The following is a 21,679-nucleotide window of genomic DNA, read 5'->3' as shown; positions in this document are numbered from 1 at the left end:
CAGCGTTAGCGTGGGACACGAAGGCCTCCGGTGTGGTGAAGCGGTGAACTAGACAGCTCCACTTCACAACCGGAGGCCTTCACCTGTCAGACCGACTCACCGCCAACGAGCGGGACAACCTCCCTGGACATCACAACTAGCTGAAGATCTCGCGGTAGAGCTTGGCGAGTTTGTCGGGGGCGTGGTGGAGGTCGCGGTCGTCGTCGGCGATGTCGGCGATCACGAGCTCGGCTCCGAGGGACTCCGCGGTGCGGCGGAGGGACTCGGGGTCGGGCACGTGGCCGGCGTCGGCGAGGACGACGTCGATCCGGAGGTCCGGGGCGTGGCCGGCCAGGACCTCCAGGTGGGTCTCGGGCGAGAAGCCGTCGGTCTCGCCCTTCTGCTCGCCGAGGTTCAGTGTGAGCAGGCGGCGGGCGCTGGTCTGCTCGAGGCCGCGGCACAGCTCCGGGACCAGCAGATTCGGGATGACCGACGTGAACCACGACCCCGGGCCGACCACCACCCAGTCGGCCTCCGCGATCGCGACCAGCGCCTCCGGACAGGCCGGTGGGTCGGCCGGGTCGAGCGCGACGTCGACCACGTGCCCGTCGGTGGACGCCACCTCGGCCTGGCCGCGGATCTCGGTGATCGCCTCCGGGTGCGCCGGGTCCAGCCCGAGGACCCGCGCGGTGATGTCCAGCGGTACGGCGGACATCGGCAGCACCCGGCCCTGCGCGCCGAGCAGCCGGGCGACCCAGTCGAGCCCGTCGACCGCCTCGCCGAGCAGCTCCCACAGCGCGACGATCAGCAGGTTGCCGACCGCGTGGTCGTGCAGCTCACCGTTGCTGCGGAACCGGTGCTGCAGCACGTCGGCCCAGGTCCGTCCCCACTCGTCGTCGCGGCAGAGCGCGGCCAGTGCCATCCGCAGGTCGCCGGGCGGCAGCACGCCGAGCTCGCGCCGCAGCCGCCCGGACGAGCCGCCGTTGTCCGCGACCGTGACGACCGCGGTCAGCTGGTCGGTGACATGGCGCAACGCGGACAGGGACGCGGCCAGACCGTGCCCACCACCCAACGCGACAACTCGTGGGGCTCTCGTCACTCCCGCCCCAGATCTCGGTGTACTACCAACGTCGGTGAGCCCTTCTCGCGCAGCCTGCGGGCGATCTCCTCGGCCATCGCGACGCTGCGGTGCTTACCCCCGGTGCAGCCGATCGCGACGGTGACGAAGCGCTTGCCCTCGTTCAGGTAGCCGGTCCGCAGGGTGTCCAGCACGTCCACGTAGTTCTGCAGGAACTGCTGGGCCAGCGGATGGCCGAGCACGAAGTCTGACACAGGCTTGTCCTGCCCGGTCATCGGGCGCAGGTCCGGCTGCCAGTACGGGTTCGGGATGAAGCGCATGTCGGCGACCACGTCGGCGTCCACCGGGATGCCGTATTTGAATCCGAACGACACCACGGTCGCCCGCAGCTCGGCGTTCTCCTCGTCGCCGAAGGCGTTCACGATCTTCGCGGCCAGCTGGTGGATGTTCAGGCTGGAGGTGTCGATCACCAGGTCGGCGCCGGCGCGGATGTCGCCGAGCAGCTCACGCTCGCGCTGGATGCCGTCCAGCAGCCGGCCCTCGCCCTGCAGCGGGTGCGGCCGGCGGACGCTCTCCTGCCGGCGGACGATCACGTCGTCGGACGCCTCCAGGAACAGCGTCAGCGGCCGGTACCCCTTCAGCCGCAGGTCGTGGATCGCGGAGCTCAGCTCGTCGAAGAACAGGCCGGTCCGGACGTCCACGACGACCGCGAGCCGCGGCGCCGCGCCGGTGCCGACGACCTGCTCGACGATCGTGGTCAGGAACATCGGTGGCAGGTTGTCCACCACGAACCAGCCGAGGTCCTCCAGTACGTCGGCGACCGAACTCCGGCCCGCGCCCGACATGCCGGACACGATGATCAGGTTGCCGCCCGTGTCGTCCATCAGTTCTCAGTTCTCCCTGGGTCCCCGTCAGGCGCCCCGGCCGGCGCCGGGACGTCGTCGCCCAGTATCTCGCCTGTCGCCGTGTTCACCGCCGGAGCGCGGCCGGTTTCCGCCTTCGTTGCAGCAGCGTTAACCGCCAGTACGACGGACTCCGCGAGTCGCGGCCCGAAACCGGGGAGATCGGCGACCTCGTCGACGGTGGCGCCGCGCAACTTCTTCAGCGAACCGAAGTGCCGCAGCAGCGTCTTCCGCCGTACGTCGCCCAGGCCCGGGACCTCGTCGAGGGTGCTCTCGACCATCGACTTCGACCGCCGGTTCCGGTGGTGGGTGATCGCGAACCGGTGCGCCTCGTCGCGGAGCCGCTGCAGCAAGTACAGGCCTTCCGACGTACGGGAGAAGATCACCGGGTCCTCCTCGTCCGGCACCCACACCTCCTCGAGGCGCTTGGCCAGGCCGACCACCGGGATGTCGCCGACGCCGAGCTCGTCCATCGCCTGGCGGGCTGCCGCCACCTGCGGCGGACCACCGTCGACGACCACGAGACCCGGCGCGTAGGCGAACTTCTTCGCCCGACCGGTCTCGGGGTCGATGAGGGTTGCCGACGGGTCGTCCTCCTCCGCGTGGGTGGCGCGTTCGTCGAGGAGGCGTTTGAAGCGGCGGGTCAGCACCTCGGCGATCGAGGCCACGTCGTTCTGGCCGTCGACGCCCTTGATCACGAACCGCCGGTACTCGCTCTTGCGCGGCAGCCCGTCCTCGAACACGACCATCGACGCGACCACCTCGGTGCCCTGCAGGTTCGAGATGTCGTAGCACTCCAGCCGCAGCGGCGCCTCCGGCAGGTCGAGCGCCGCCTGGATCTCCTCGAGCGCCTGGTTGCGGGTGGTCAGATCGCTGGCCCGCTTGGTCTTGTGCATGGTCAGCGTCTGCAGCGCGTTCCGCTCGACGGTCTCCATCAGCGCCTTCTTGTCGCCGCGCTGCGGGACCCGGATCGACACCCGCGCGCCGCGGATCCCCTCCAGCCACTCGGTCAGCACCTCGGCGTCCTCGGGCAAGGTCGGGACCAGGATCTCCCGCGGGATCGCGTCCACCGAGTCGTCGGCGTACAGCTGCTGGATGAAGCGCGACACCAGATCGCCCGTGGTCGCCGTACCGTCGGCCTTGTCGGCGATCCAGCCGCGCTCACCGCGGATCCGGCCGCCGCGGACGTAGAAGATCTGCACCGCGACCTCGAGCGGGTCCTCGCTGAGCGCGATCACGTCGGTGTCGGTGCCGTCGCCGAGGACGACCGCGTTCTTCGCCAGCGCCTTCTCCAGGGCGGCCAGGTCGTCGCGGATCTTCGCGGCCCGCTCGTACTCCAGCTCGGCGGCCGCGGCCTGCATCTCCTTCTGCAGACGGCGCACGTACGTCGAGGTCTGCCCGGACAGGAACGCCGCGAAGTCGTCGACGATCTTGCGGTGCTCCTCCTGCGACACCTGACCGGTGCAGGGCGCGGCACACTTGCCGATGTACCCGAGCAGGCAGGGGCGGCCGATCTGACGGTGCCGGTTGAACACGCCCTTGCTGCACGAGCGCATCGGGAACACCCGGAGCAGCAGGTCGACGGTCTCGCGAATCGCCCAGGCGTGGCTGTACGGCCCGAAGTACTTCACGCCCTTCTTCTTCTGGCCGCGGCCGACCATCACCCGCGGATACTCCTCGTTGAGGGTGATGGCGAGCCACGGGTACGACTTGTCGTCGCGGTACTTCACGTTGAAGCGCGGGTCGTACTCCTTGATCCAGGAGTACTCCAGCTGCAGCGACTCGACCTCGGTGGCGACCACGGTCCACTCGACCTTCGAGGCGGTCGTCACCATCGCCTGCGTCCGGGGATGCAGGTTCACCAGGTCCTGGAAGTACGACGACAACCGGGCGCGCAGGTTCTTCGCCTTGCCGACGTAGATCACCCGCCCGGCGGAGTCACTGAAGCGGTAGACGCCGGGCGAGTCGGGAATCGATCCCGGAGCGGGACGGTAGGAGGACGGATCAGCCACCCAACCACCCTAGTTCGGCCCGCCGACAAATCCGGAATCACCACAAAGTTTCTATCGCTGGTTCAATGACACACTTGAAGGCATGAGATGCGAAGAAGTCGATCGGACGATCCGCGCGTACGACGGTGTCCGGGTGCTCGAGGCCCAGGACGACCTCTTCTACCTGTACGACCCCGCCGGCGACCTGCCACCGGAACGGCAGCAGCCCTTCGCCACCATCGTCACCGGCGACCACTACGAGAAGGTGTCGAAGCTCGACGAGCCCGGCGCCTGGCGACTGAACCTCGGCCTCACCAAGGCGACGTACACCGGTCTCTTCGGCGCGGTGCCCACCGAACGTGACGCCGACTGGATCCTCGACTCCGGCCACAACTACACCGCCCGCGACACCCTGATGCCACATCCGTTCTACGCCTCCCAGCACTGGGTGGCGATCGTGAACCCGACCGGTCTGGACCGGCTGCTGCCGTTGATCGAGGAGGCGTACGGCTTCGCGGCGCGGAAGTTCTCCAACCAGCAGGCCCGGCAAACGAACTGAAGATTGCGGTCCTGTTGCGGGTTGTCTCATAAGCCGGAATTGACCCCCGACTGGGATGGGCGAGCTGCGTTACTTGTGGACAAGGGTAGATGCGCAGGTCCTTTGCGTGAGGCAACAAGGCCTTGCGCTGACTCGAGGGAGTTCCGCCCATGTCCCCTTCCCTTGGCAGATCACGCGCACTGCTGTGTCGTTCTTTGGCGGCAGCCGCGGCGTCCGCGCTGGCCGTCGCCGGAATCGTCGCCACGGCCGGCGGCAGCACCGCAGCGCAGCCCGCACCGGTGAGCATCCGCGGCGCCGGCAACCCGAACGCGATCCCCGGCAGCTACATCGTCGTCCTGGCCGGCCAGAGCACGCGGGCCCAGACCCGGGTCGCCACCCAGAGCCTGGCGGCGAGTTACGACGTCAAGGTCAAGGACCAGTACGACTCGTCGATCAAGGGCTTCTCGGCGACCATGTCCGAGGACCAGGCGAAGAAGCTGGCCGGCGACTCGCGGGTCGCGTACGTCCAGCAGAACCAGAAGATCACCGTCGCCCAGGACGACCCGCCGTGGGGCCTGGACCGCGCGGACCAGCGCGACCTCCCGCTGGACAAGAAGTACACGCCGTCGACGGACGCGAACAACGTCAACGTGTACATCATCGACACCGGGATCTACGCCAAGCACAAGGACTTCGGCGACCGCGCGTCGGTCGGCACCGACACGGTCGGCGACGGCCAGAACGGCGTCGACTGCATGGGGCACGGCAGCCATGTGGCCGGCACGATCGGCGGTACGACGTACGGGCTGGCCAAGGCCGCGAAGCTGATCGCGGTCCGGGTGCTCGACTGCAAGGGCTCGGGTTCGACCGAGTCCGTGGTCGCCGGGATCGACTGGGTGACCAAGTACGCGAAGAAGCCCGCGGTCGCGAACATGAGCCTCGGCGGCGGCGCGGACGACGCGCTGGACGCCGCGGTGAAGGCGTCGGTCGCGGCCGGCGTCACGTATGCCGTTGCGGCCGGCAACGACAACGCGGACGCCTGCCTGAGCTCGCCGGCCAAGGAGCCGTCGGCGATCACGGTCGGCGCCACCGACGACCAGGACAAGCGCGCGGTGTTCTCGAACTACGGCAAGTGCGTGGACCTGTTCGCGCCCGGCGTGGACATCACGTCGGTCGGCATCACCGGCCCGGACGCGACCGCGAAGATGAGCGGTACGTCGATGGCGACGCCGCACGTCGCGGGCGGGATCGCGCTCTACCTGGCCGACCACCCGGACGCCACCCCGGCCGACGTCGCGAAGGCGCTGGTCGGCAACTCCACCGCGGACAAGGTGGGCGACCCGGGCACCGGCTCGCCGAACAAGTTGCTGTACGTCGGGGCTGCGGACCAGTCCTGATCCGCTGACCGAAGGCCCGGTCCCCCGGTGACCGGGCCTTCGCCCTGTCCGGGGCGCGACCGGGTCTAGGCGGACTCGACGATGTTGCCGCCCTGGACCTTCACGTTCACGGCCGGCAGCGGCGACGGTGCCGGGCCGCTGACCACGCTGCCGTCCTTGATGCTGAAGTGGCTGTTGTGGAACGGGCAGACGATCTGGCCGCCCTCCACCGAGCCGACCGGGTTGCCCTGGTGCGTGCAGATCGCGGAGAACCCCTTGTAGGTGCCGGCGGTCGGCTGCGTCACCACGACCTTCGCGTCGGTGAAGATCTTCCCGCCACCGACCGGTACGTCGGACACCGGGCCGAGCACCGTACCGCCGCCGCCCGACGAGGCACTCGCGCTCGGCGCGGAACCTGTCGCCGACGGCGCCGTACCGGTGCTGCTGCCGCCGGTGCTCCCGGAGTTGTCACCGCCGCCGCAGGCCGCGAGGAGCGGCGCACCGGCACCCGCCAGCGCGACCATCGCCGCACACCGCAGCACCGTCCTGCGGTCCCGCAGTCCGCCGTCCGCCGCTGCCGTCGTGGCCGATGCCGTCGTGTCATCGCTCATGAATCTGGACCTCCAGGAGCCTGCTGATCGAAGTAGTTGAACGCTATCCACCTACTCAACGACCGGCCCGGCCGAATGGTTCAGCCCGGCCCGCATTGCACCGCCGTTTGAAGGTTTGCTGTGAATCAGCTGGCAACGCCGGTCACGGTACCGACCACCCGTGCCGCGAGTTCGAGCACCGCACGTCGCGTCTCGGGCTGCAGTTGCTCGGAGTGCAGCGGCCAGGACCGGGCGATGTGTTCGTCGTACGGCAGCACGATCGGCTCCAGGCCGCGCTGCCTGAACGCGCCGACCAGCCAGCCGACCGAACTGTCCGGGGCGTCCTCGACCAGGGTGATCACGACCACGCCCCGGTGCAGCAGCACGTCCTGCCCGGCCGGCGCGAGCTGGTCGAGCTGAGCCACGGCGTACTCGGCGACCTGCCGGACCGACGGCACGACCAGCACCAGGCTGTGTCCGGAGGAGGCCAACTCGGTCCCGACCTCGTCGTACATGGTGCCGGGACAGTCGACGACGGCGAGGCCGACGTCGCGGGCGCCCTGCCCCTGGACCTCGGCCAGGGTCGACCGGACTGCCTGGGCGTTGCCGTCCGCGCGCACCAGCGTGACGTCCTCGATCGCCCCGGCGCCGAGGGCCGGCTCGAGCCGGCGGGACAGTTCCGCGCCGGCCGGATCGGTGTCGATCGCGACGACCCGGTCCGAGCGCTGGGCGGCCAGCATCGTCGACAGCAGCGCGGCGACGGTCGACGTACCGCCGTTGATCACCGGGCTCAGTACGCCGACACGGCGCATGATCGCGATCGGGCGGCGGACCGTCGCGATGTTCTCCACGTCCCGCTCCATCCGGCCCGACGCGCCGACCAGGAACGCCGCCTCCGAGGCGATCCGGCGGAACCTCCGGAAGACCGAGTCGCCCTCGGCGGGCGCGGGCCGTCCGAGCTGCTCGGACTGCGGCTGCGGCGGCTGGCCCCACGCGTCACCTGGCGGCTGGTACGGCGGCTGGTCCGGGAACGGCATCTGCCCCGGGGGCTGCTGGTGGTACGGCGGATACCCCTGCTGGCCGTACTGCTGCTCATAAGGCTGCTGGTACGGCGACTGCTGTGGGGGTTGCTGGTACGGCGGCTGCTGCGGAGGCGGCTCGTACGGCGGCTGCTGCGGGGGCTGCTGGTACTGCGGGGGCGCGTACTGCTGGTCGTAGGGGCCAGGCTGGTACGGCTGCGGCGGGTAGGCCTGCTGCGGCGGGTACCACTCGCCCTGCTGCGGTGGATAAGGCTGCTGCCCGTACTGCTGTTGCGGAGAGAACTGCTCGGGGTACTGCTCTACCGGTTGCTGCACAGGCGGCTCTGCGGGCGCAGCTGAGTCCTCCGTCGCAGGAGCGTTCTCGGCCGGATCGTCGGCTGGTGGGTGTTGCGCCGACATCCGGCGCAACATGTCACCTTGCCAGTCGGAATCAGTCATGCCACCCGGTCGTCAGAACTTGTTCAGCAGGCTGGTGTAGACGCCGAAGACACCCAGCGTCAGCGGGACCGTCGCCACGATCGCCACCACTTCAACATAGTCCAACAGCTGCGTGAGCCGCGCCCGGACATGCTCCGCCGGTGCGAAACTGAGACCGAACGCGCAGAACATCGCCACCAGCACCAGCAGCCCCAGTGCGATGAACGCACCGCCCTGACCGTTCACAGCCGCGATCAGTACGCACCCTGACACGATCGCGAACGCAGCCGCGAACAGCACCGCGACCTCGCTCACCAGTGGGTACAACCGGGACCGCGATGCGAGAAGGAACGCCAGTACCAGCGCCAGCGCGACCGCCCACGCACCGCCCTGCTTCAGCAGCATCAGACCCGCCACCGCGGACGACACCGCGATCGGCAACGTCGCCAGGGCGAGTCCCAGGTGCGCAGCGTTCAGTGCGGTACGTACGTCGCCGCGCATGATCTCCTGGCCCGCCGCCCGCTTGTCGTCCAGCCCGGACAGACCCGACAAGGCCAGCGCCATCCGGGGCAGCAGCCCGAGCAGCAGTACGGCCAGCAGCGCAGCCAGAGCACCTACCCGCTCAGCAGCCAGACCTGTACCGACACCGATCATCCACACCGCAACGAACAACACAGCGGTTGCACCGGCGACCACACCGCCACCAGCGAGCCCAGCTGCCGCGTAGAACAGCGGACCGAACGCCAGGCACAATGCCCCGACCGTGATGACCAGTCCGAGCTCCCAGCCACCGTTCAACGCCCAGAAGCCGACAGTCAGCGCCAGTACGACGGTCGCGACCGTGACGAGTGGTGTAGCGATCACCTTGTTCCCGCTGCGGCCGAGCGCGATGCCGACGAACGCACAGATCGCGGTCAGCACCAGCAGCGCGGCCGCGGTGACACCGTTCGGCGCGGCGACCAGCAGCGAGATCGCGCCCGCGATGATCGAGAACACCAGCCCGGCACCCGCGAGGATCCGGCGATGCTGCGGTTTGAACGTCGTACCGCGGCGCTTGAGGTCCTCGACGGCCTCCTCGGTCACGTCGTACACGGTCGGCGGCGGTGGCAGCTCGCCCTCGGACGCCAGCCGCAGTACCGAACCGTCGATGACCTGTGCGGCCTGCAGCGTTCCCTCCGGCGGGACCAGGACGCCTGTCGCGGTGGTGAGGTACCGCCGTTGCGGGCTCTGCTCCAGCGGCTCGTCCAGCATCCGCAGCAGGTCGGGCAGCAGTACGCCGAGCGGCTCGTCCGCGGGCAGCACCGCATCCAGCCGACGGCGTTGACCGATCACCGTCACGCGGCTGTACACGCTCATAGCTCTTCGCTCCTGTTCTCGCTGCTCAGCGTTGCCCGGCCTGGGCCTCGGACGGCACCAGTTTCCGCATCACGGCCGAGTACTTCTCCCAGTCCTCCGCGGACCGTCCGTCGCCGATCGGGTACCAGACGCCCGGCTCGTGCGACGGCCCGATGGCCAGCGCCTTGATCCCCGCGACGTCGAGGGCGTCCTTCAGCCCGCCGTCGCGGACCGCCTCGTGGCCGACCCCGAGCCCGACCGGACCGCCGAGGCCGGCGAAGCGCGGCTGGTAGGTGCCGTCGGCGGCACCGAACGCACCCATCGCGACCGCCGACACCAGTTCGAAGTCGTCCGCGACGGCATCGACCAGGTCACCGACCGCCTGGGCCGTCGGCAGCCCCAGACCGGGCTGCGCGACCGACAACGACACGGTCTCGTCGACCCCCGCCGTGGTCCGGCGAATCTCCAGCGTGCCGACCGCCGGCTTGGTGTCAGGACCTGACGGCCCGGAGAGGATCAGCATCGTCGGCGCCGGCGCACGGCCCCGGCAGTACTCCGTCAAAGCCTCCCGGCTCCACGGCTGGGTGACCGGCTCGGAGGTCGACCAGCCGCCCGGTCCACCACCTGCCGCACCGCCGAACAGCGTCTCCGCGACCTTGCCGAGAACGAGCGCGGCGACCGGCTTGTGCCGGACCCGGACGGTCAGCTGGAGGTGCGCGAACGGGTCCTCCTGGACCACGAAGTCCGGGTGCATGTCCGAGGTCCGCTCGTCCGGCTCGCCCGTCGACCGGGCGACGAACATCTCGTCGTTCCAGACCACGCGGGTGCCGTTCAGGCCGTCGAAGTACTCCCCGTCCTCGCCCACCACCACCCAGCGCGACAGGATGCTCTGGAGCACCAGCGAGCGCACCGGCCAGGTGATCCGTGACGTCCGCGGCGTGACCAGCTGGAGACCGCGGTTCTCGCTCATCGCGGAGGCCAGCGCATCGGAGAGCCAGGCGGACATGCCGACCACCGGGCGGTCCTGCATGACGACGGCGACCCGGTCGGTGACCAGGTCGACCCCGGGGCTGAAGATCAGTTCGTTCGGCATCTCAGTTGGTTCCTTCGTTCGCGGTGGTCGCGGGCCCGGTGCCTTCGGGTGACCACACCCGGCCGCCGAGCCGGCCGACCAGGGTGCCGGCGTACTTCTCGGCGAGCTCCCGCGCGCCGTCCAGCGTGGCGGCGCGGATCTCGACCCACCACGCCGGTGTCTGCACCTGCCCGACCGACGGCCCGAGCATCCGCTCGACCTCGCCCGGGACCTGGATCAGCAACGGCATCTCGATCGACACCAGCGGGTCGCCGTCGTCGTCGCAGAGCTGGATGACCGCGCCGCCGCTCACCGCGCGGACGCCGAGCTCGGACCCCGCGGCCGCGAGCCCGGCCAGCAGGTCGTCGCTGGTCGGGCGGCCGTCGACGAGCGCAACCAGGTCGTACGTCATGGCGTCACACCTCCGCCCGCCGGCACGGTCGCAACCGCGTCGGCCAGGGCCGTCTGGACGAGCTGCGGCCCGTCTCCCCGTCGAACGAACAACCCACGGCCGGGCGGATAGTCGCCCGGGTAGGCACCGGTGAACAGCTGCCCCTCGGCCCGGTCGCCGGACATCACCATCCCGGCCGAGCCCGACTCCAGTACGGCGGACAGGAACGGCTCGTACAGCTGACGCGACGCGCCCGACGCCCGCCGGGTCACGATGAAGTGCAGCTTGATGTCGCGGCCGGACGCGACGTACGGCAGGAACGGGTCCATCGGCGACTGCCCGCCCGTCGTCAGCAGGTCGTAGTCGTCGGCCAGGACCACGATCCGCGGACCGCCCTGTCCCGCCTCCGGGACCGTGCCGCTGTCGTCCGGCATCCGCTTCGCCAGCTCCTGCGAGACACCTGCCGCGAGCCCGGCGGCCATCCGGCCGGTCGGAGCGTACCCGCCGAGGTACGCCGGCGGAACGACGTCGCGCAGGCCGCGCCGCGGGTCCATCACCGCGAACACCAGCTGGTCGGACGTATGCCGATCGACCAGCTGCTGGACCAGCAGCCGGACGAGGTTGGTCTTCCCGCAGCCGCTGTCGCCGAACACCACCAGGTTGCTGTCCCGCCCGGCGAGGTCGACGTACACCGGCGACAGCGCCCGCTCGTCCACGCCGACCGGTACGACGGCCGGCTCGCGGAGGTCGTCCGCGACGTCCGCCCGCGGCAGCTGCAGCGGCAGGATCCGGATCTGCGGTGCCCGCGGCCCCTGCCAGGTCGACCGCACCGACACCGCCTGTGCCTCCAGGATCTCGGCGAGGTTCTCGTCCGAGGGGACGCCGTCGACACGGGGCAGGGCGATCTGCAGGAACAGCTTGCTCCCCGGCAGCAGCGCCCGCCCGCCGCCGGCTCTCCGCAGTACCTCCTGCAGCCGGCGGTCGATGTTCGAGTCGGTCGGGTCGTTCAGCCGCAGCTCCAGCATCGTGCCGAACAGCGCCTGGTTCTGCATCCGGATGTCGTTCCAGCGCATCATCGCCGCGACCACGTGCACGCCGTAGCTGCTGCCCCGCTGGAGAATGTCCGACATCGGCTCGTCCAGATCGTCGAACGTGGTCCGGATCGCGCCGTAGTTGTCGACCACCAGGACGATGTCCGCGGTCGGCAGCTCCGGGATCCGCCCGGCGGCGTGATCGGCGCGCAGCGCGTCCATCGTGTCGATCCCGTGGTTGCGGAAGATCCGCTCCCGCTGGTCGATCATCGTCCGGATCTCTTCGACCGTACGCCGGATGCGCTCGCGGTCGGTACGCAGCGCCACCCCGCCGACATGCGGCAGTTGCTCCAGCGCCTGCATACCGCCACCGGCCAGGTCGAGCGCGTAGATCGCGACCTCGCGCGGGGTGTGCGTGTGCGCCAGCGAGGTGACCACGGTCCGCAGCGCGGTGGTCTTCCCGGACTGCGGACCGCCGACGAACGCGACATGACCGCCGGCCCGCGTCAGGTCGAGGCGGTACACGTCCTGCCGCTGGTTGCGGGGATCGTCGACCACACCGAGCGGCGGCATCATCGGCGGCGTCTGCGCGGCCAGCTGCAGCCCGCGGTCGACGACGAAGTCCGCGCGGCCCGCGATCCCGTCCAGCGTGCAGGCAGCCGGCAGCGGCGGCAGCCAGATCTTCAGCACCGACGGCGCGGCCTTGCGGACCTGGTCGACGAACACGTTCAGTACGGTCGGACCGGTCGTCCGCTCGGTCGCCGCCGGCTCGAGGGCGGTCGCGGCGCCCGGGTCGTCCAGACGCTGCTGGTACGGCGGGATCTCGTGCGGGCGGACGTTCTCGCCCTCGTCCTCGACGACCTCCTCCGCGGGCGGCGCGTACGGGCCCGAGACGTACGCGGCCTTGAACCGCTGGTAGATGCTCGTGTCGACCTTCAGGTACCCGTACCCGGGCAGCGGCGGGAGGTGGAACGCGTCGGTGGTGTCCAGCACCGTCCGGCTCTCCTCCTCGGAGAACGTCCGCAGCCCCAGGCGGTACGAGAGGTACGTGTCGAGACCCCGCAGCGCGCCGGACTCGATGCGCTGACTCGACAGCAGCAGGTGGACCCCGATCGACCGCCCGATCCGGCCGATCGACAGGAACAGGTCGATGAAGTCCGGCCGCTGGTTCAGCAGCTCGCCGAACTCGTCGATGATCACGAACAGGTGCGGCAGCGGCGCCATCTCCGGCCGCTGCGACCGGTAGAGACGGTAGTCGGTGATGTTCGCGATGTTGCCCGCGTCCTTGAGCACCTGCTGCCGGCGCTGCACCTCCCCCGCCAGGCTCGCGTACGCGCGCTCGATCATGCTCGCGTCGTCCTGCAGGTTCGTGATGATGCCGGCCACGTGCGGTACGCCGTCGAACGGCGCGAACGTCGCACCGCCCTTGAAGTCCACGAGCACCAGCGCGAGGTCCTCCGGCGTGTGGGTCGCGAGCAGGGCCGTGACCATGGTGCGCAGTACTTCGGACTTGCCGGAACCGGTCGCACCGATGATCAGGCCGTGCGGGCCCATACCGAGCTGAGCGGACTCCTTCAGGTCCACGAGCGTCGTACCGCCGTTGTCGTCCATCCCCAGCGGCACCCGCAGGAAGGCCCGATCGGCCCGCGGCTGCCAGAGCCGGCGGAAGTCCAGCCGGGCGACGTCGGTGATGTTCAGCAGGCCCATGAAGTCGACCTTGTCGAGCTGGGCCTCGTCGTCGAGCGACTCCGCCGACAGCCGCAGCGGCGCGAGCTCCCGGGCGATGCCCTCGGCGAGCGCGGCGTCGCACTTGTCGACCTGCCCGCTCGCCACCATCGGCGCCGGGCCGCGCAGGTCCTCGACCCGTACGTCGTCGCCGTACACGGTGATCCGCATCGTCACCGAGCTCGGCTCCTGGACCCGGTCCGCGACCAGGTGCAGCACGGTCACGCCGAGCTCCCCCGGCACCAGCGAGTCGTCGGCCTGCGGGCGGACCTCGGCCGCAACGTCGCCGTACGTGTCGTGCAGCACCAGCATCCGCTGGGTCAACCGTCGCCGGTCGTCGAACGCCACCGATCCGCGGCGCGACTCGGTCGCCCACTGGACCCGCTCGCCCAGGTCGTCGGCCAGCAGCCGGGACAGCTCGGCCGGAGTCTGCGCGATCCGCCGGAACGGCGTCGGGCCGACCTTGCGGTCCGGGTCCTGGACGTGCGGCAGCCACGACATCCACTGCCAGTCCGGCAACGCCTGCGGCGGGTACGCGGCCGCGATGATCACGTCCTCGGGCGCGTGCCAGACGGCGGTCTGCGCCAGCAGCGAGCGGGCCACCCGGACGACACCGTCACGGTCCCCGACGATGCTGACGTTGCCGACATGGTCCAGCGGGACGGTCAGCGGCATGTCCGGGATCAGCGTGAACCGGCGTACCAGCGCGTTCGCCTCGGCCATCATGAACTGGTCCGGCGGCTCCATCGCCGATCCGGACTGACCGACGACAGCCGGTACGACGGGCACCCGGCCGCTGCCGCAGCGCGGCTGCAGGAAGTCGCTGTCGGTCCGCCGGCGCTCCCACAGCCGGGACACGTCGCTGACGCAGTCGAGCAGCGCGTCCGGCGGCGGGTTCAACTCGAGCGCGTCCGCGCGCGCCGTCCGCTCCTGCACCGAGAACTCGTCCCGGAGCCGCTCCAGATAGTCCAGGTACCTGGTGCGCTGGTCCTTGCGCTGCTTACCGCCCCGGCCTCGGCCGGCGAGCATGCCGCCGGCGGTGCCGAGCAGCGTCACCGCGCCCATCACGATGCCGACCATCATCATCGGCCCCGACCGACCCATGGTCATCATCACCATCGAGCCGATACCGCCGAGCGCCGGCACCATCTGCAGCATCGCGTTGCCACCACCGCCACCGCCGCCCGCACCACCCAGGGTCGGTGCGGGTTCGATCACGCGCTGCTCCTGCATCCCGGGCGCGGCTGTCCGCCGCGCCGGGCGATGCACGATCCGGCTTGCCACCTAACATTCCCTCCGCTGACCTGCCCGCGACCACGCGGGGGACTTCGTACCAACCATCACCTTGCGGACGCTCACCGATTCGGCGACGGGCTCACCGGCCCGGTCGTCGTCTGCGTGGTGGTCGGCTGGTTCTTCTCCTTCTCCTTCGCCGACGCGGACTTGAAGTACGAGACACCGGCGCACCCGGCACACGCCAGGACGCCGATCATCACGCTGGCGAACAACTTGCCGGTCTGCTCCTTGAGCGTGTTCTTCGCGCGGTCCTGGCCGAACAGCCACGCCTCGCGGAGCCGGCGGCGGCGTACCGCGACCGACTCGATGACCTGCGTTCCGTAGTAGCTGCCGGACATCTTTCGGTCAGACCTCCACCCAATCGCGCCACAGCGGGGCGTCCGGCGCGTCCATCGTCGTACCGGCAGGGAACTCGTACACGCCGCGACCCGGGCGGTAGGCGACGACCAGCTCCTCCAGGTCGTGACACAGCAGCATCGGGACGTCCGGCCACATCTGCACCAGGTAGTCGAACACCATCCGCGCCTCCAACCGCTGCGCGCCCACGTCCCGGCCGAGCCAGATGTCGATCTCGATCGGGTAGCCGTCGATCGCCTGCACGTCCTCCGGAGCCGGGTCGGTCTCGACGTGCAGATTCGGCTGGACGAGGAACCCGAGCGTGCCGGGCACCGTACGCGCCGCGGCCCGCAGCCCGTACTGGTCGGGACCGGCGCCCGACTGGTCCGGGATCGGCTCCAGCCCGAGCAGCTCCTGCAGGCGTACCGCCTGGTCCCGCACCGGCGCCGCCGACCGCAGGAACAGGTTCTCCCGCGCCGCCATCAGTTCTCCCTCGTGTACGTCTTGATCCGGCCGTCACCGAGGATCACGTGCACCTCGGCCGCCACCCGCTTCCCGGGCTGGCCGAGCGCGCCGCGGTACGCGTGGTCCGCGATCTCCTCGGTCAGACCGACACCCCGGCCGTCGATCACCACCTCGCCGTCCGGCGGGACCTGATCGCTGGCGTCGTTGATGTTCCGCTTCGCCGCGTTCCGCGAGCCGCTCTGCAGGGTCTTGTACTCGGTGATCACACCTTCGTGCCCCGGATGCTTGCGCACCATCGACTCCGGGTTCTTCAGATGCTGCACGCCGTGATCCTCCGGACGCGCGTCGACACGCCAACGCTCCTGCTGCAGCCGATCCGCGATCGCCCGCTCCTTCGGCTGGAACGCGGCATCCGGGTCGTGCACGCCCGGCGCGAACTCGTCCCCCAACGCCCGATGATGAAACGCCGGATCGAACCCTGTCTTTGCACTCACCCCGTACGCCGAATCCCCAGCCCGCCACTCCCCACCCTGCTGCTGCGAGTACTGCGGCTGCTGATACTGCGGCTGCTGCTGGTACTGCGTCTGCTGCGGTTGCTGGTACTGCGCATCGTGCTGCGGGTGCTGCGGCTGCTGCGGGTACTGCGCCTGCTGCTGGTTGTACGGCTGATGCTGCTGCTGCCCGTACTGCTGCTGGTTGTACGGGCCTTGCGGCTGCTGCTGCCCATACCCAGGCTGCTGGTTGTACGGATCCTGCGGACGAGGCGCCCCAGACGGCTGCTCACCCCGACTAACCGGCGGATACTGTCCCTGCCGTCGCCCTCCGTACGGCCGCTGCTGCGCATACGGCTCCTGCGAGTGCTGGCCGTAGGACTGCTGCTGCGCGTACGGATCCTGCAGGTGCTGGCCGTACGGCTGCTGTTGCGCATACGGGTCGTGCGGTTGCTGCTGGCGGTACGGCTGCTGCGCGTACGGATCCTCCGTGTGCTGCTGCCCGTAGGGCTGCTGCTGTGCGTGCGGTTCCTGCACATGCTGCTGTGCGTTCGGATCCTGCGCGTGCTGCTGCTCGCCGTACGAGTGCTGCGCCGGCGGATACCCCTCCGCCTGATGCCCAACCGGACCAAACGACCCCGGCTCCTCGTGGTGACCAACCGGACCGAACGACCCCGGCTCCTCATGATGCCCAACCGGACCGAAGGAACCAGGCTCAGCCTGATGCCCCAGCGGACCGAAGGAACCCGGCTGTTCGCCGTGCCCCACCGGGCCGAACGAACCTGGTTCGTCGTGGTGAACAGTCGGGGAACCCGGCTGGTTCGGGGACCGGTCGTACGGCGCCCCGGCCGGGTGCTCCCCCGGGTGGGCCGACGGCGTCTCGACCCGTGCGCGACCGGGCTCGACGTACGGACCGGTGTAGTCACGCACGTACACATGCCACACACCATCGTCGTCGAGATGCTTCGCCGTGTACTTCCCGGTCGCCTCGTCGAAGTGCTTCGGTACCGGATAGAAGTCGGTGTGCGGAAGATGCATCACCTCTTCGATCCCAGCATGCGGATCACGCAGGAACGACATGTCCCGCCCGTTCCGCGACTCGATGTGCAGCATCACGTTGCCGGCGTGCGGGCGCGCTCCCTCGTACTGCTTGTCCGAGTGCGTGAACCCGCGGTACCGGACCGCCTCACCGACCTCGTGCCGATCCAGGAACTCCTGCAGCTTGGCCGGATCGTCGAACGTCCGTCCACGGAACACCTCCCCCTTCACCGACGGCATCTTGTGCATCCCGGAGATCGCGTTCCGCACGATCGGATCGCTCTCCACCGCACGATCGCCGCGGTGGAACGCCTTGTTGATGTCGTAGTGCTGACGCTGCAGCATCTTCTCCATCGCCTGGATGTCGACATCCGTCAGGTTCAGGATCCGGTCCCCGAGCTGCGCCCGCCCACGACGCCGATGCTCCCTCATCGCCTCCCGGTCGTACGTCGGGAACTGCTTCTTGAACGCCGCCTGATCCGCCTCCGAAGCCCGGAACCCAGGATCCGCCAACTCCGACTCCCAAGCCCCTTCCCGCTCCCCCACCCCAACCTCACCCGCCCCCGGATGAGCCTCACGCCCATGTCCCCCGTCCGCATGGGGTCCAGCCGGCGCATGCCGCTCGCTCGCATGGGCTTCACCCGCCGGTGCATGCGGCCCATCCGCATGAGCTCCAGCCGACGGCACGTGCCGCTCGCCCGCACGGGGTCCAGCCGGCGCATGCCGCTCATTCGCATGGGGTCCAGCCGACGGCGCGTGCGGCTCGTTCGAATGCGGTCCAGCCGGCGCACGCCGCTCGCTCGCATGAGATCCACCCGACGGGACCTGCCGCTCGTTCGCGTGGGGTGCAGCGGACGTCGTGTGCTCTGCATTCTGGATCGTCTCGTGTGAGACCCGCTGCGTCGCCTCCGCCTCCCGGATCGTCTCCCGGGAAACCCGCTGAGTCTCCTCCGGATCCACCTCACGCCGCGCCCGCTCACCACCAGAACCGCGCTCGTCCCGCACACCCCACGACTCCGGCTCGCGCCCAACCCCGGCATCTGCCCGATCGGTCTCCTGCGCCACCCGCGACTGCTCCGGCGTACGCCCGTCGTCCACCCGCCGAGCCTGCTCCGGGCCCCGGGAAGACTCCGGCGCACGGCCGTCGTCTGCCCGATGAGACTGCTCCGCCGAGTAGGGCGGCTCGCCCCGACGCGGTTCAACAGGCGTGCGTACCTGCTCCGGCGTGCGTACCTGCTCCGGCGTGTGCTCCGCCCCTCGGGCGTGAGTGGGCTCGAGTGGATGCTCCGTGCTGTGCGTCGGCTCAAGCCTGTCGGTTCCGGTCCGGGTCGAGCCCGTGCTGCGTGCTTCCCCGCTCGCCGGCCGCGCCTCGTGGGCTTCCCGACCACCCGCTGACGGCTGCGTCTCCGAATGATGACCGCTCACCGTGGGTCGCGGTTCGCCGTGCCCGTCCAGAATGTCGGACAGCCCACGCCCCCGACCATCACCAGCACTACCACCACGCGCCGTGCCCGACCCCTCCCCGGCACCCGCGGTACGACCGTGCTCACCACCACGCGCAGTACCACCGTCTTCCCCGGCACCCGTCCTACGACCGTCCTCGCCGGCATGCGTGGTACCGCCGTCCTCCCCGGCACCCGTCGTACGACCGTCCTCGCGAACGTGCGCCGTACCACCGCGCTCACCGGCGTGCGTGGTACCGCTGTCCCCACCGGCATGCCCCGTACGACCGTCCTCACCACGACGGGTGGTACCGCCGCCCTCCCCGGCGCGCGTCGTACGGCCGTGCTCGCCGGCACGCGCCATGCCGCTGTCCCCTCCGGCATGCGCCGTACGACCGTCCTCGCGAGCGTGCGCCGTACCACCGTCCCCACCGGCACGCGTCGTACGGGCGTGCTCGCTGGTGTGCGGGGTGGTCGCCGGGTCGGATGGGCTTGGGTGGTCGGCGGGGTGGGTCGGGCTCGGGTGTTCGCCAGTACGGCCGCCCGCCCGCGCCTCACCCGCGGGATTGTGGCCGGGGTCCCCCGGTGCGTGTGTCGTACTGGGGTGGTCGTTGCCTGCCAGCCGGTCCGCGATCGACTGTGACGGCTCGGAACCGGCGGGCTCCGCAGGCCCTGACCGCTCGGGCGTGTGCGGAGTGTTGCTACCACCCGGGTTCAGCCGGTCCTCGAACGAGTTGGAGCCCTCGCCCGGGCGGCCGCCGCCCAGCGTGCGCTGGGACGCGGGCGTCGAGTCGGGGTGGCGCGGAACGCCTTCCCACTTGCCACCCGGTTCGCGGACGCTGAACTCCAGCCGATCGATGTGGCTCCCGACCGGGATCTGGTTGCCGTGCTTGATCATGTCCCGCTCGATCGCGGCGATCTGCTCCGGCGAACCCTCCGGGTGACTCCGCGCGGCGCGCGACGGCTGCGCGTCCATCCACTTGACGCTGCCGTCACCGTCCACGAACGCCGTGAACCGGTGCCCACCGCGGCCGAACGTCACGCCGATGTTCGCGTGCGTACCGACCGGCCGGCCCTTGAGCGCGTCCCGCACCAGCTGCAGCGCGGACTGGTCGGAGTTGAAGTCCGCCGGGGTGCCTTCGGGCCGCCGGTACTTGTACGCCTCCGGGAAGTCCTCGATCCCCATCCACTCCGTCGTGGTCTGCGGGAACTCACCGCGGCGGAATGCGTTGCCCGCCGCGAGCCGAGGCTCACCACGGTTGAAGATGTCGCAGGTCACGCGCGACACCTCCGGGCAGTTCATGCCGTAGTGCGGGGAGAGTCCGTTGTCCGGGTTCACCTTGTGTACCCAGCTGTACTTGTTCTCGATCGGCCGGTCGCCGACGCTCTCGACCAGCTCACCGCGACGCGGGTCCAGGTCGTCCGGCTTGATGTGCTGGAACGGGTCGACCTCCGACCGCACCTTGCCCGCCTCCGGACGCAGGTGCTCCGGCTTCATCTGGTCGATCAGCCGCTGCCGCTCGAGCGGGTCGTCGTACCGCGGGTCGTTGCCATCACCCGAGTGGTCAGGCTCGTGCCGCGCAGCCGCCGGCTCCTTGGCCCCGGGCCCGAAGTCGTGCTCCGGAACCGGATGCCCATCCACCCTCCCCGGATCGTGCACCCGAGCCGGATCGTAATCCGCCCGATGCCACGCCGGCGTACCGTCCCCCGCACGCTCCGAACCCGACTCACGCCGCCCCTCAGCACCAGCCTCACGCGGGCGCCCCTCCGCGCCCGGCTCGCGCCGACGGTCAGCCGCACCCGAATGCTCGGCCCCAGCCTCACGCGCACGCTCCGCCCCAGCTTCGTGCGGACGCTCCGCCCCAGCTTCGTGCGGACGCTCCGCAGCAGCCTCACGCGGACGCTGCGCGCCGGCCTCGTCGGCATGCTCGTGCGGGCGATCCGTGCCCGGCTCGGCACGCCCGTCATGCGCGCGCTCGGCCGACGCCTCACGCTGCCCATCACGCGAATGGTTCGCTCGAGGCTCGTCGTGCCCGTCACGCGGCCGCTGCGCGCCGCGCTCCGTCCCACCGTCGTGCGGACGCGCTGCGCCCGGCTCGTCCGCACGCTCGCGTGGGCGCTGCGCATCCGGCTCGTCCGTGCGTTCGTGCGGGCGCTCTGCGGCCGGCTCCTCCGTACGTTCGTGCGGGTGCTGTGCGCCTGGCTCGTCCGTGCGTTCGTGCGGGCGGTCCGCGGACGGGTTGGTGTGCTCGTCACGGGGGCGGTCGGCGCCTGGTTCGTGCCGGGACGCCGGCGTGCCTTCTGGCTCGTGGCGGGCGGCACCCGGCTCGGTCGCCGGGTCGTGGTGACCGGGCTCGGTGTGGTTGGGGTGTGTGCCGTCGTCGGTGTGCGGGCGTTCGGTGGTCGGGTGGCTGGGGTCGTGCGGCTCGGCGGTGCGAGCCTCGGGTGTGGAGTCGTCCACGTGCCTCCCGGCGGGTTCACCGGGCTCCGCCGTGCGAGCTGCGGGTGTGGAGTCGTCCACGTGCCGTCCGGGTGAACCAGGCTCCGTGTGCGTCGGGGCGCGGCCGTTGGTGGGCTCGACGCCGTCCAGGCGTTCGGCGATGGACGGTTCCTTGCCGTCGAGGCGGTCGGCAATCGACTGCCTCGGGGCCGGGTCTCCACCCGACGTACGGCCGTGGACAGGTTCTCCACCCGAAGTACGGCCAGGACCGGTATCCCCACCCGGCGTACGGCCCGGACCGGTTTCCCCGCCCGAGGTGCGGCCGGGGCCGGGGTCTGCGGGTGGGGTGTGGCCGGGGGGTGGTTCGACGCCGTCTAGGCGTTCGGGGATGGTGGGTTGTTTGCCGTCGAGGCGGTCGGCGATCGACTGGCGAGAGGTACGCGCGACGGGCTCGCCGGAGAGCTTCTCGGCGATGGTCGGTTCCTTGCCGGCCAGTCGGTCGCCGATCGACTGCGCCGAGCGGCCGGGCGTCACAGGACCGCCGGCGTGCGTTGGCATGACCGGGGTGACCGGGGTGACCGGTACGACCGGCGGTTCGTTCGTACGCGCGGCGCCGGGGTCTTCTGGGGTACGCCGAGGCTCCGGGTTCGTCTCTCCCGTCCGAGGCTCGGGCGTGTGCGTACGGTCGGTACCCGGGGTGGTCGGC

Annotated in this window: 15 protein-coding genes; 3 read left to right on the top strand and 12 right to left on the bottom strand. The window is 70.5% G+C overall.

Translation table 11 applies throughout. The features are described 5' to 3' along the window. Positions 1 to 136: 136 nt before the first annotated feature. The 3 genes from VFF46_RS37910 to uvrC are packed head-to-tail and all read right to left on the bottom strand — an operon-like array spanning position 137 to position 3,971. Positions 137 to 1,078 (bottom strand): uridine diphosphate-N-acetylglucosamine-binding protein YvcK, encoded by a 942-nt coding sequence (locus tag VFF46_RS37910; protein ID WP_325042103.1) that lies wholly within the window; start codon positions 1,076 to 1,078, stop codon positions 137 to 139. Beyond that, positions 1,075 to 1,941 (bottom strand): RNase adapter RapZ, encoded by an 867-nt coding sequence (rapZ, locus tag VFF46_RS37905; protein ID WP_325042102.1) that lies wholly within the window; start codon positions 1,939 to 1,941, stop codon positions 1,075 to 1,077. The genes VFF46_RS37910 and rapZ overlap by 4 nt, the downstream gene beginning before the upstream one ends. Continuing rightward, positions 1,941 to 3,971 (bottom strand): excinuclease ABC subunit UvrC, encoded by a 2,031-nt coding sequence (gene uvrC, locus VFF46_RS37900; RefSeq protein WP_325042101.1) that lies wholly within the window; start codon positions 3,969 to 3,971, stop codon positions 1,941 to 1,943. The genes rapZ and uvrC overlap by 1 nt, the downstream gene beginning before the upstream one ends. Before the next feature lie 82 nt (positions 3,972 to 4,053). Here uvrC and VFF46_RS37895 point away from each other — a divergent pair, with 82 nt between their 5' ends. Further along, on the top strand, positions 4,054 to 4,509 hold the full coding sequence (locus tag VFF46_RS37895) for a DUF6194 family protein (protein ID WP_325042099.1): 456 nt from the start codon (positions 4,054 to 4,056) through the stop codon (positions 4,507 to 4,509). Between the two features lie 149 nt (positions 4,510 to 4,658). Continuing rightward, positions 4,659 to 5,885, top strand: coding sequence for a S8 family peptidase (locus tag VFF46_RS37890; protein ID WP_325042098.1), 1,227 nt, complete (start codon positions 4,659 to 4,661; stop codon positions 5,883 to 5,885). A gap of 65 nt (positions 5,886 to 5,950) precedes the next feature. Here VFF46_RS37890 and VFF46_RS37885 read toward each other — a convergent pair whose 3' ends face one another. The 9 genes from VFF46_RS37885 to VFF46_RS37845 all read right to left on the bottom strand — a co-directional run bounded on the left by VFF46_RS37885 (position 5,951) and on the right by VFF46_RS37845 (position 20,175). After that, positions 5,951 to 6,475: a Rieske (2Fe-2S) protein gene (locus VFF46_RS37885; protein ID WP_325042097.1), complete on the bottom strand. Its 525-nt coding sequence runs from the start codon at positions 6,473 to 6,475 to the stop codon at positions 5,951 to 5,953. 125 nt (positions 6,476 to 6,600) lie between these two features. Further along, positions 6,601 to 7,809, bottom strand: a complete 1,209-nt coding sequence (locus tag VFF46_RS37880) for a hypothetical protein (protein WP_325042096.1) — start codon at positions 7,807 to 7,809, stop codon at positions 6,601 to 6,603. 135 nt (positions 7,810 to 7,944) lie between these two features. Beyond that, positions 7,945 to 9,267: a type VII secretion integral membrane protein EccD gene (gene eccD / locus VFF46_RS37875; protein WP_325042095.1), complete on the bottom strand. Its 1,323-nt coding sequence runs from the start codon at positions 9,265 to 9,267 to the stop codon at positions 7,945 to 7,947. Between the two features lie 25 nt (positions 9,268 to 9,292). Then, positions 9,293 to 10,339 (bottom strand): DUF6177 family protein, encoded by a 1,047-nt coding sequence (locus tag VFF46_RS37870; RefSeq protein ID WP_325042094.1) that lies wholly within the window; start codon positions 10,337 to 10,339, stop codon positions 9,293 to 9,295. A 1-nt stretch (position 10,340) separates the two neighbouring features. Then, the gene (locus VFF46_RS37865; RefSeq protein ID WP_325042093.1) at positions 10,341 to 10,730 is read right to left on the bottom strand and encodes a hypothetical protein; all 390 of its coding nucleotides are present in this window, start codon (positions 10,728 to 10,730) and stop codon (positions 10,341 to 10,343) included. Next, entirely contained in the window at positions 10,727 to 14,749 is a 4,023-nt protein-coding gene (gene eccCa, locus VFF46_RS37860; protein ID WP_325042092.1) for a type VII secretion protein EccCa, read from the bottom strand. Before eccCa ends, VFF46_RS37865 begins: the two co-directional genes overlap by 4 nt. Positions 14,750 to 14,820: 71 nt before the next feature. Then, a complete protein-coding gene (locus tag VFF46_RS37855) occupies positions 14,821 to 15,099 on the bottom strand; it encodes a hypothetical protein (RefSeq protein WP_325042091.1) in 279 nt (92 codons plus the stop codon). 7 nt (positions 15,100 to 15,106) lie between these two features. Further along, positions 15,107 to 15,580: a hypothetical protein gene (locus VFF46_RS37850; RefSeq protein ID WP_325042090.1), complete on the bottom strand. Its 474-nt coding sequence runs from the start codon at positions 15,578 to 15,580 to the stop codon at positions 15,107 to 15,109. Further along, complete coding sequence (locus VFF46_RS37845; RefSeq protein ID WP_325042089.1) at positions 15,580 to 20,175, bottom strand: hypothetical protein; 4,596 nt, start codon at positions 20,173 to 20,175, stop codon at positions 15,580 to 15,582. The genes VFF46_RS37850 and VFF46_RS37845 overlap by 1 nt, the downstream gene beginning before the upstream one ends. Before the next feature lie 162 nt (positions 20,176 to 20,337). Between VFF46_RS37845 and VFF46_RS37840 the strand changes: the two genes are divergently transcribed. Further along, the gene (locus VFF46_RS37840) at positions 20,338 to 21,069 is read left to right on the top strand and encodes a hypothetical protein (protein WP_325042088.1); all 732 of its coding nucleotides are present in this window, start codon (positions 20,338 to 20,340) and stop codon (positions 21,067 to 21,069) included. Positions 21,070 to 21,679 lie beyond the last annotated feature (610 nt).

Origin of the sequence: Kribbella sp. (assembly GCF_035655035.1) — a bacterium.
In the GTDB taxonomy this organism is placed as follows: domain Bacteria; phylum Actinomycetota; class Actinomycetes; order Propionibacteriales; family Kribbellaceae; genus Kribbella.
Note: the sequence above shows the minus strand (reverse complement) of the source record. Positions and strands in the feature narration are given on the sequence as shown.

Bases quoted from the DNA above. Each gene is read 5' to 3' on its own strand.
- rapZ (WP_325042102.1), bottom strand. From the start codon at position 1,941: ATGGACGACACGGGCGGCAACCTGATCATCGTGTCCGGCATGTCGGGC.
- VFF46_RS37895 (WP_325042099.1), top strand. From the start codon at position 4,054: ATGAGATGCGAAGAAGTCGATCGGACGATCCGCGCGTACGACGGTGTC.
- VFF46_RS37890 (WP_325042098.1), top strand. From the start codon at position 4,659: ATGTCCCCTTCCCTTGGCAGATCACGCGCACTGCTGTGTCGTTCTTTG.
- VFF46_RS37885 (WP_325042097.1), bottom strand. From the start codon at position 6,475: ATGAGCGATGACACGACGGCATCGGCCACGACGGCAGCGGCGGACGGC.
- eccD (WP_325042095.1), bottom strand. From the start codon at position 9,267: ATGAGCGTGTACAGCCGCGTGACGGTGATCGGTCAACGCCGTCGGCTG.
- VFF46_RS37870 (WP_325042094.1), bottom strand. From the start codon at position 10,339: ATGCCGAACGAACTGATCTTCAGCCCCGGGGTCGACCTGGTCACCGAC.
- VFF46_RS37865 (WP_325042093.1), bottom strand. From the start codon at position 10,730: ATGACGTACGACCTGGTTGCGCTCGTCGACGGCCGCCCGACCAGCGAC.
- VFF46_RS37855 (WP_325042091.1), bottom strand. From the start codon at position 15,099: ATGTCCGGCAGCTACTACGGAACGCAGGTCATCGAGTCGGTCGCGGTA.
- VFF46_RS37850 (WP_325042090.1), bottom strand. From the start codon at position 15,580: ATGGCGGCGCGGGAGAACCTGTTCCTGCGGTCGGCGGCGCCGGTGCGG.
- VFF46_RS37840 (WP_325042088.1), top strand. From the start codon at position 20,338: ATGCTCGGCCCCAGCCTCACGCGCACGCTCCGCCCCAGCTTCGTGCGG.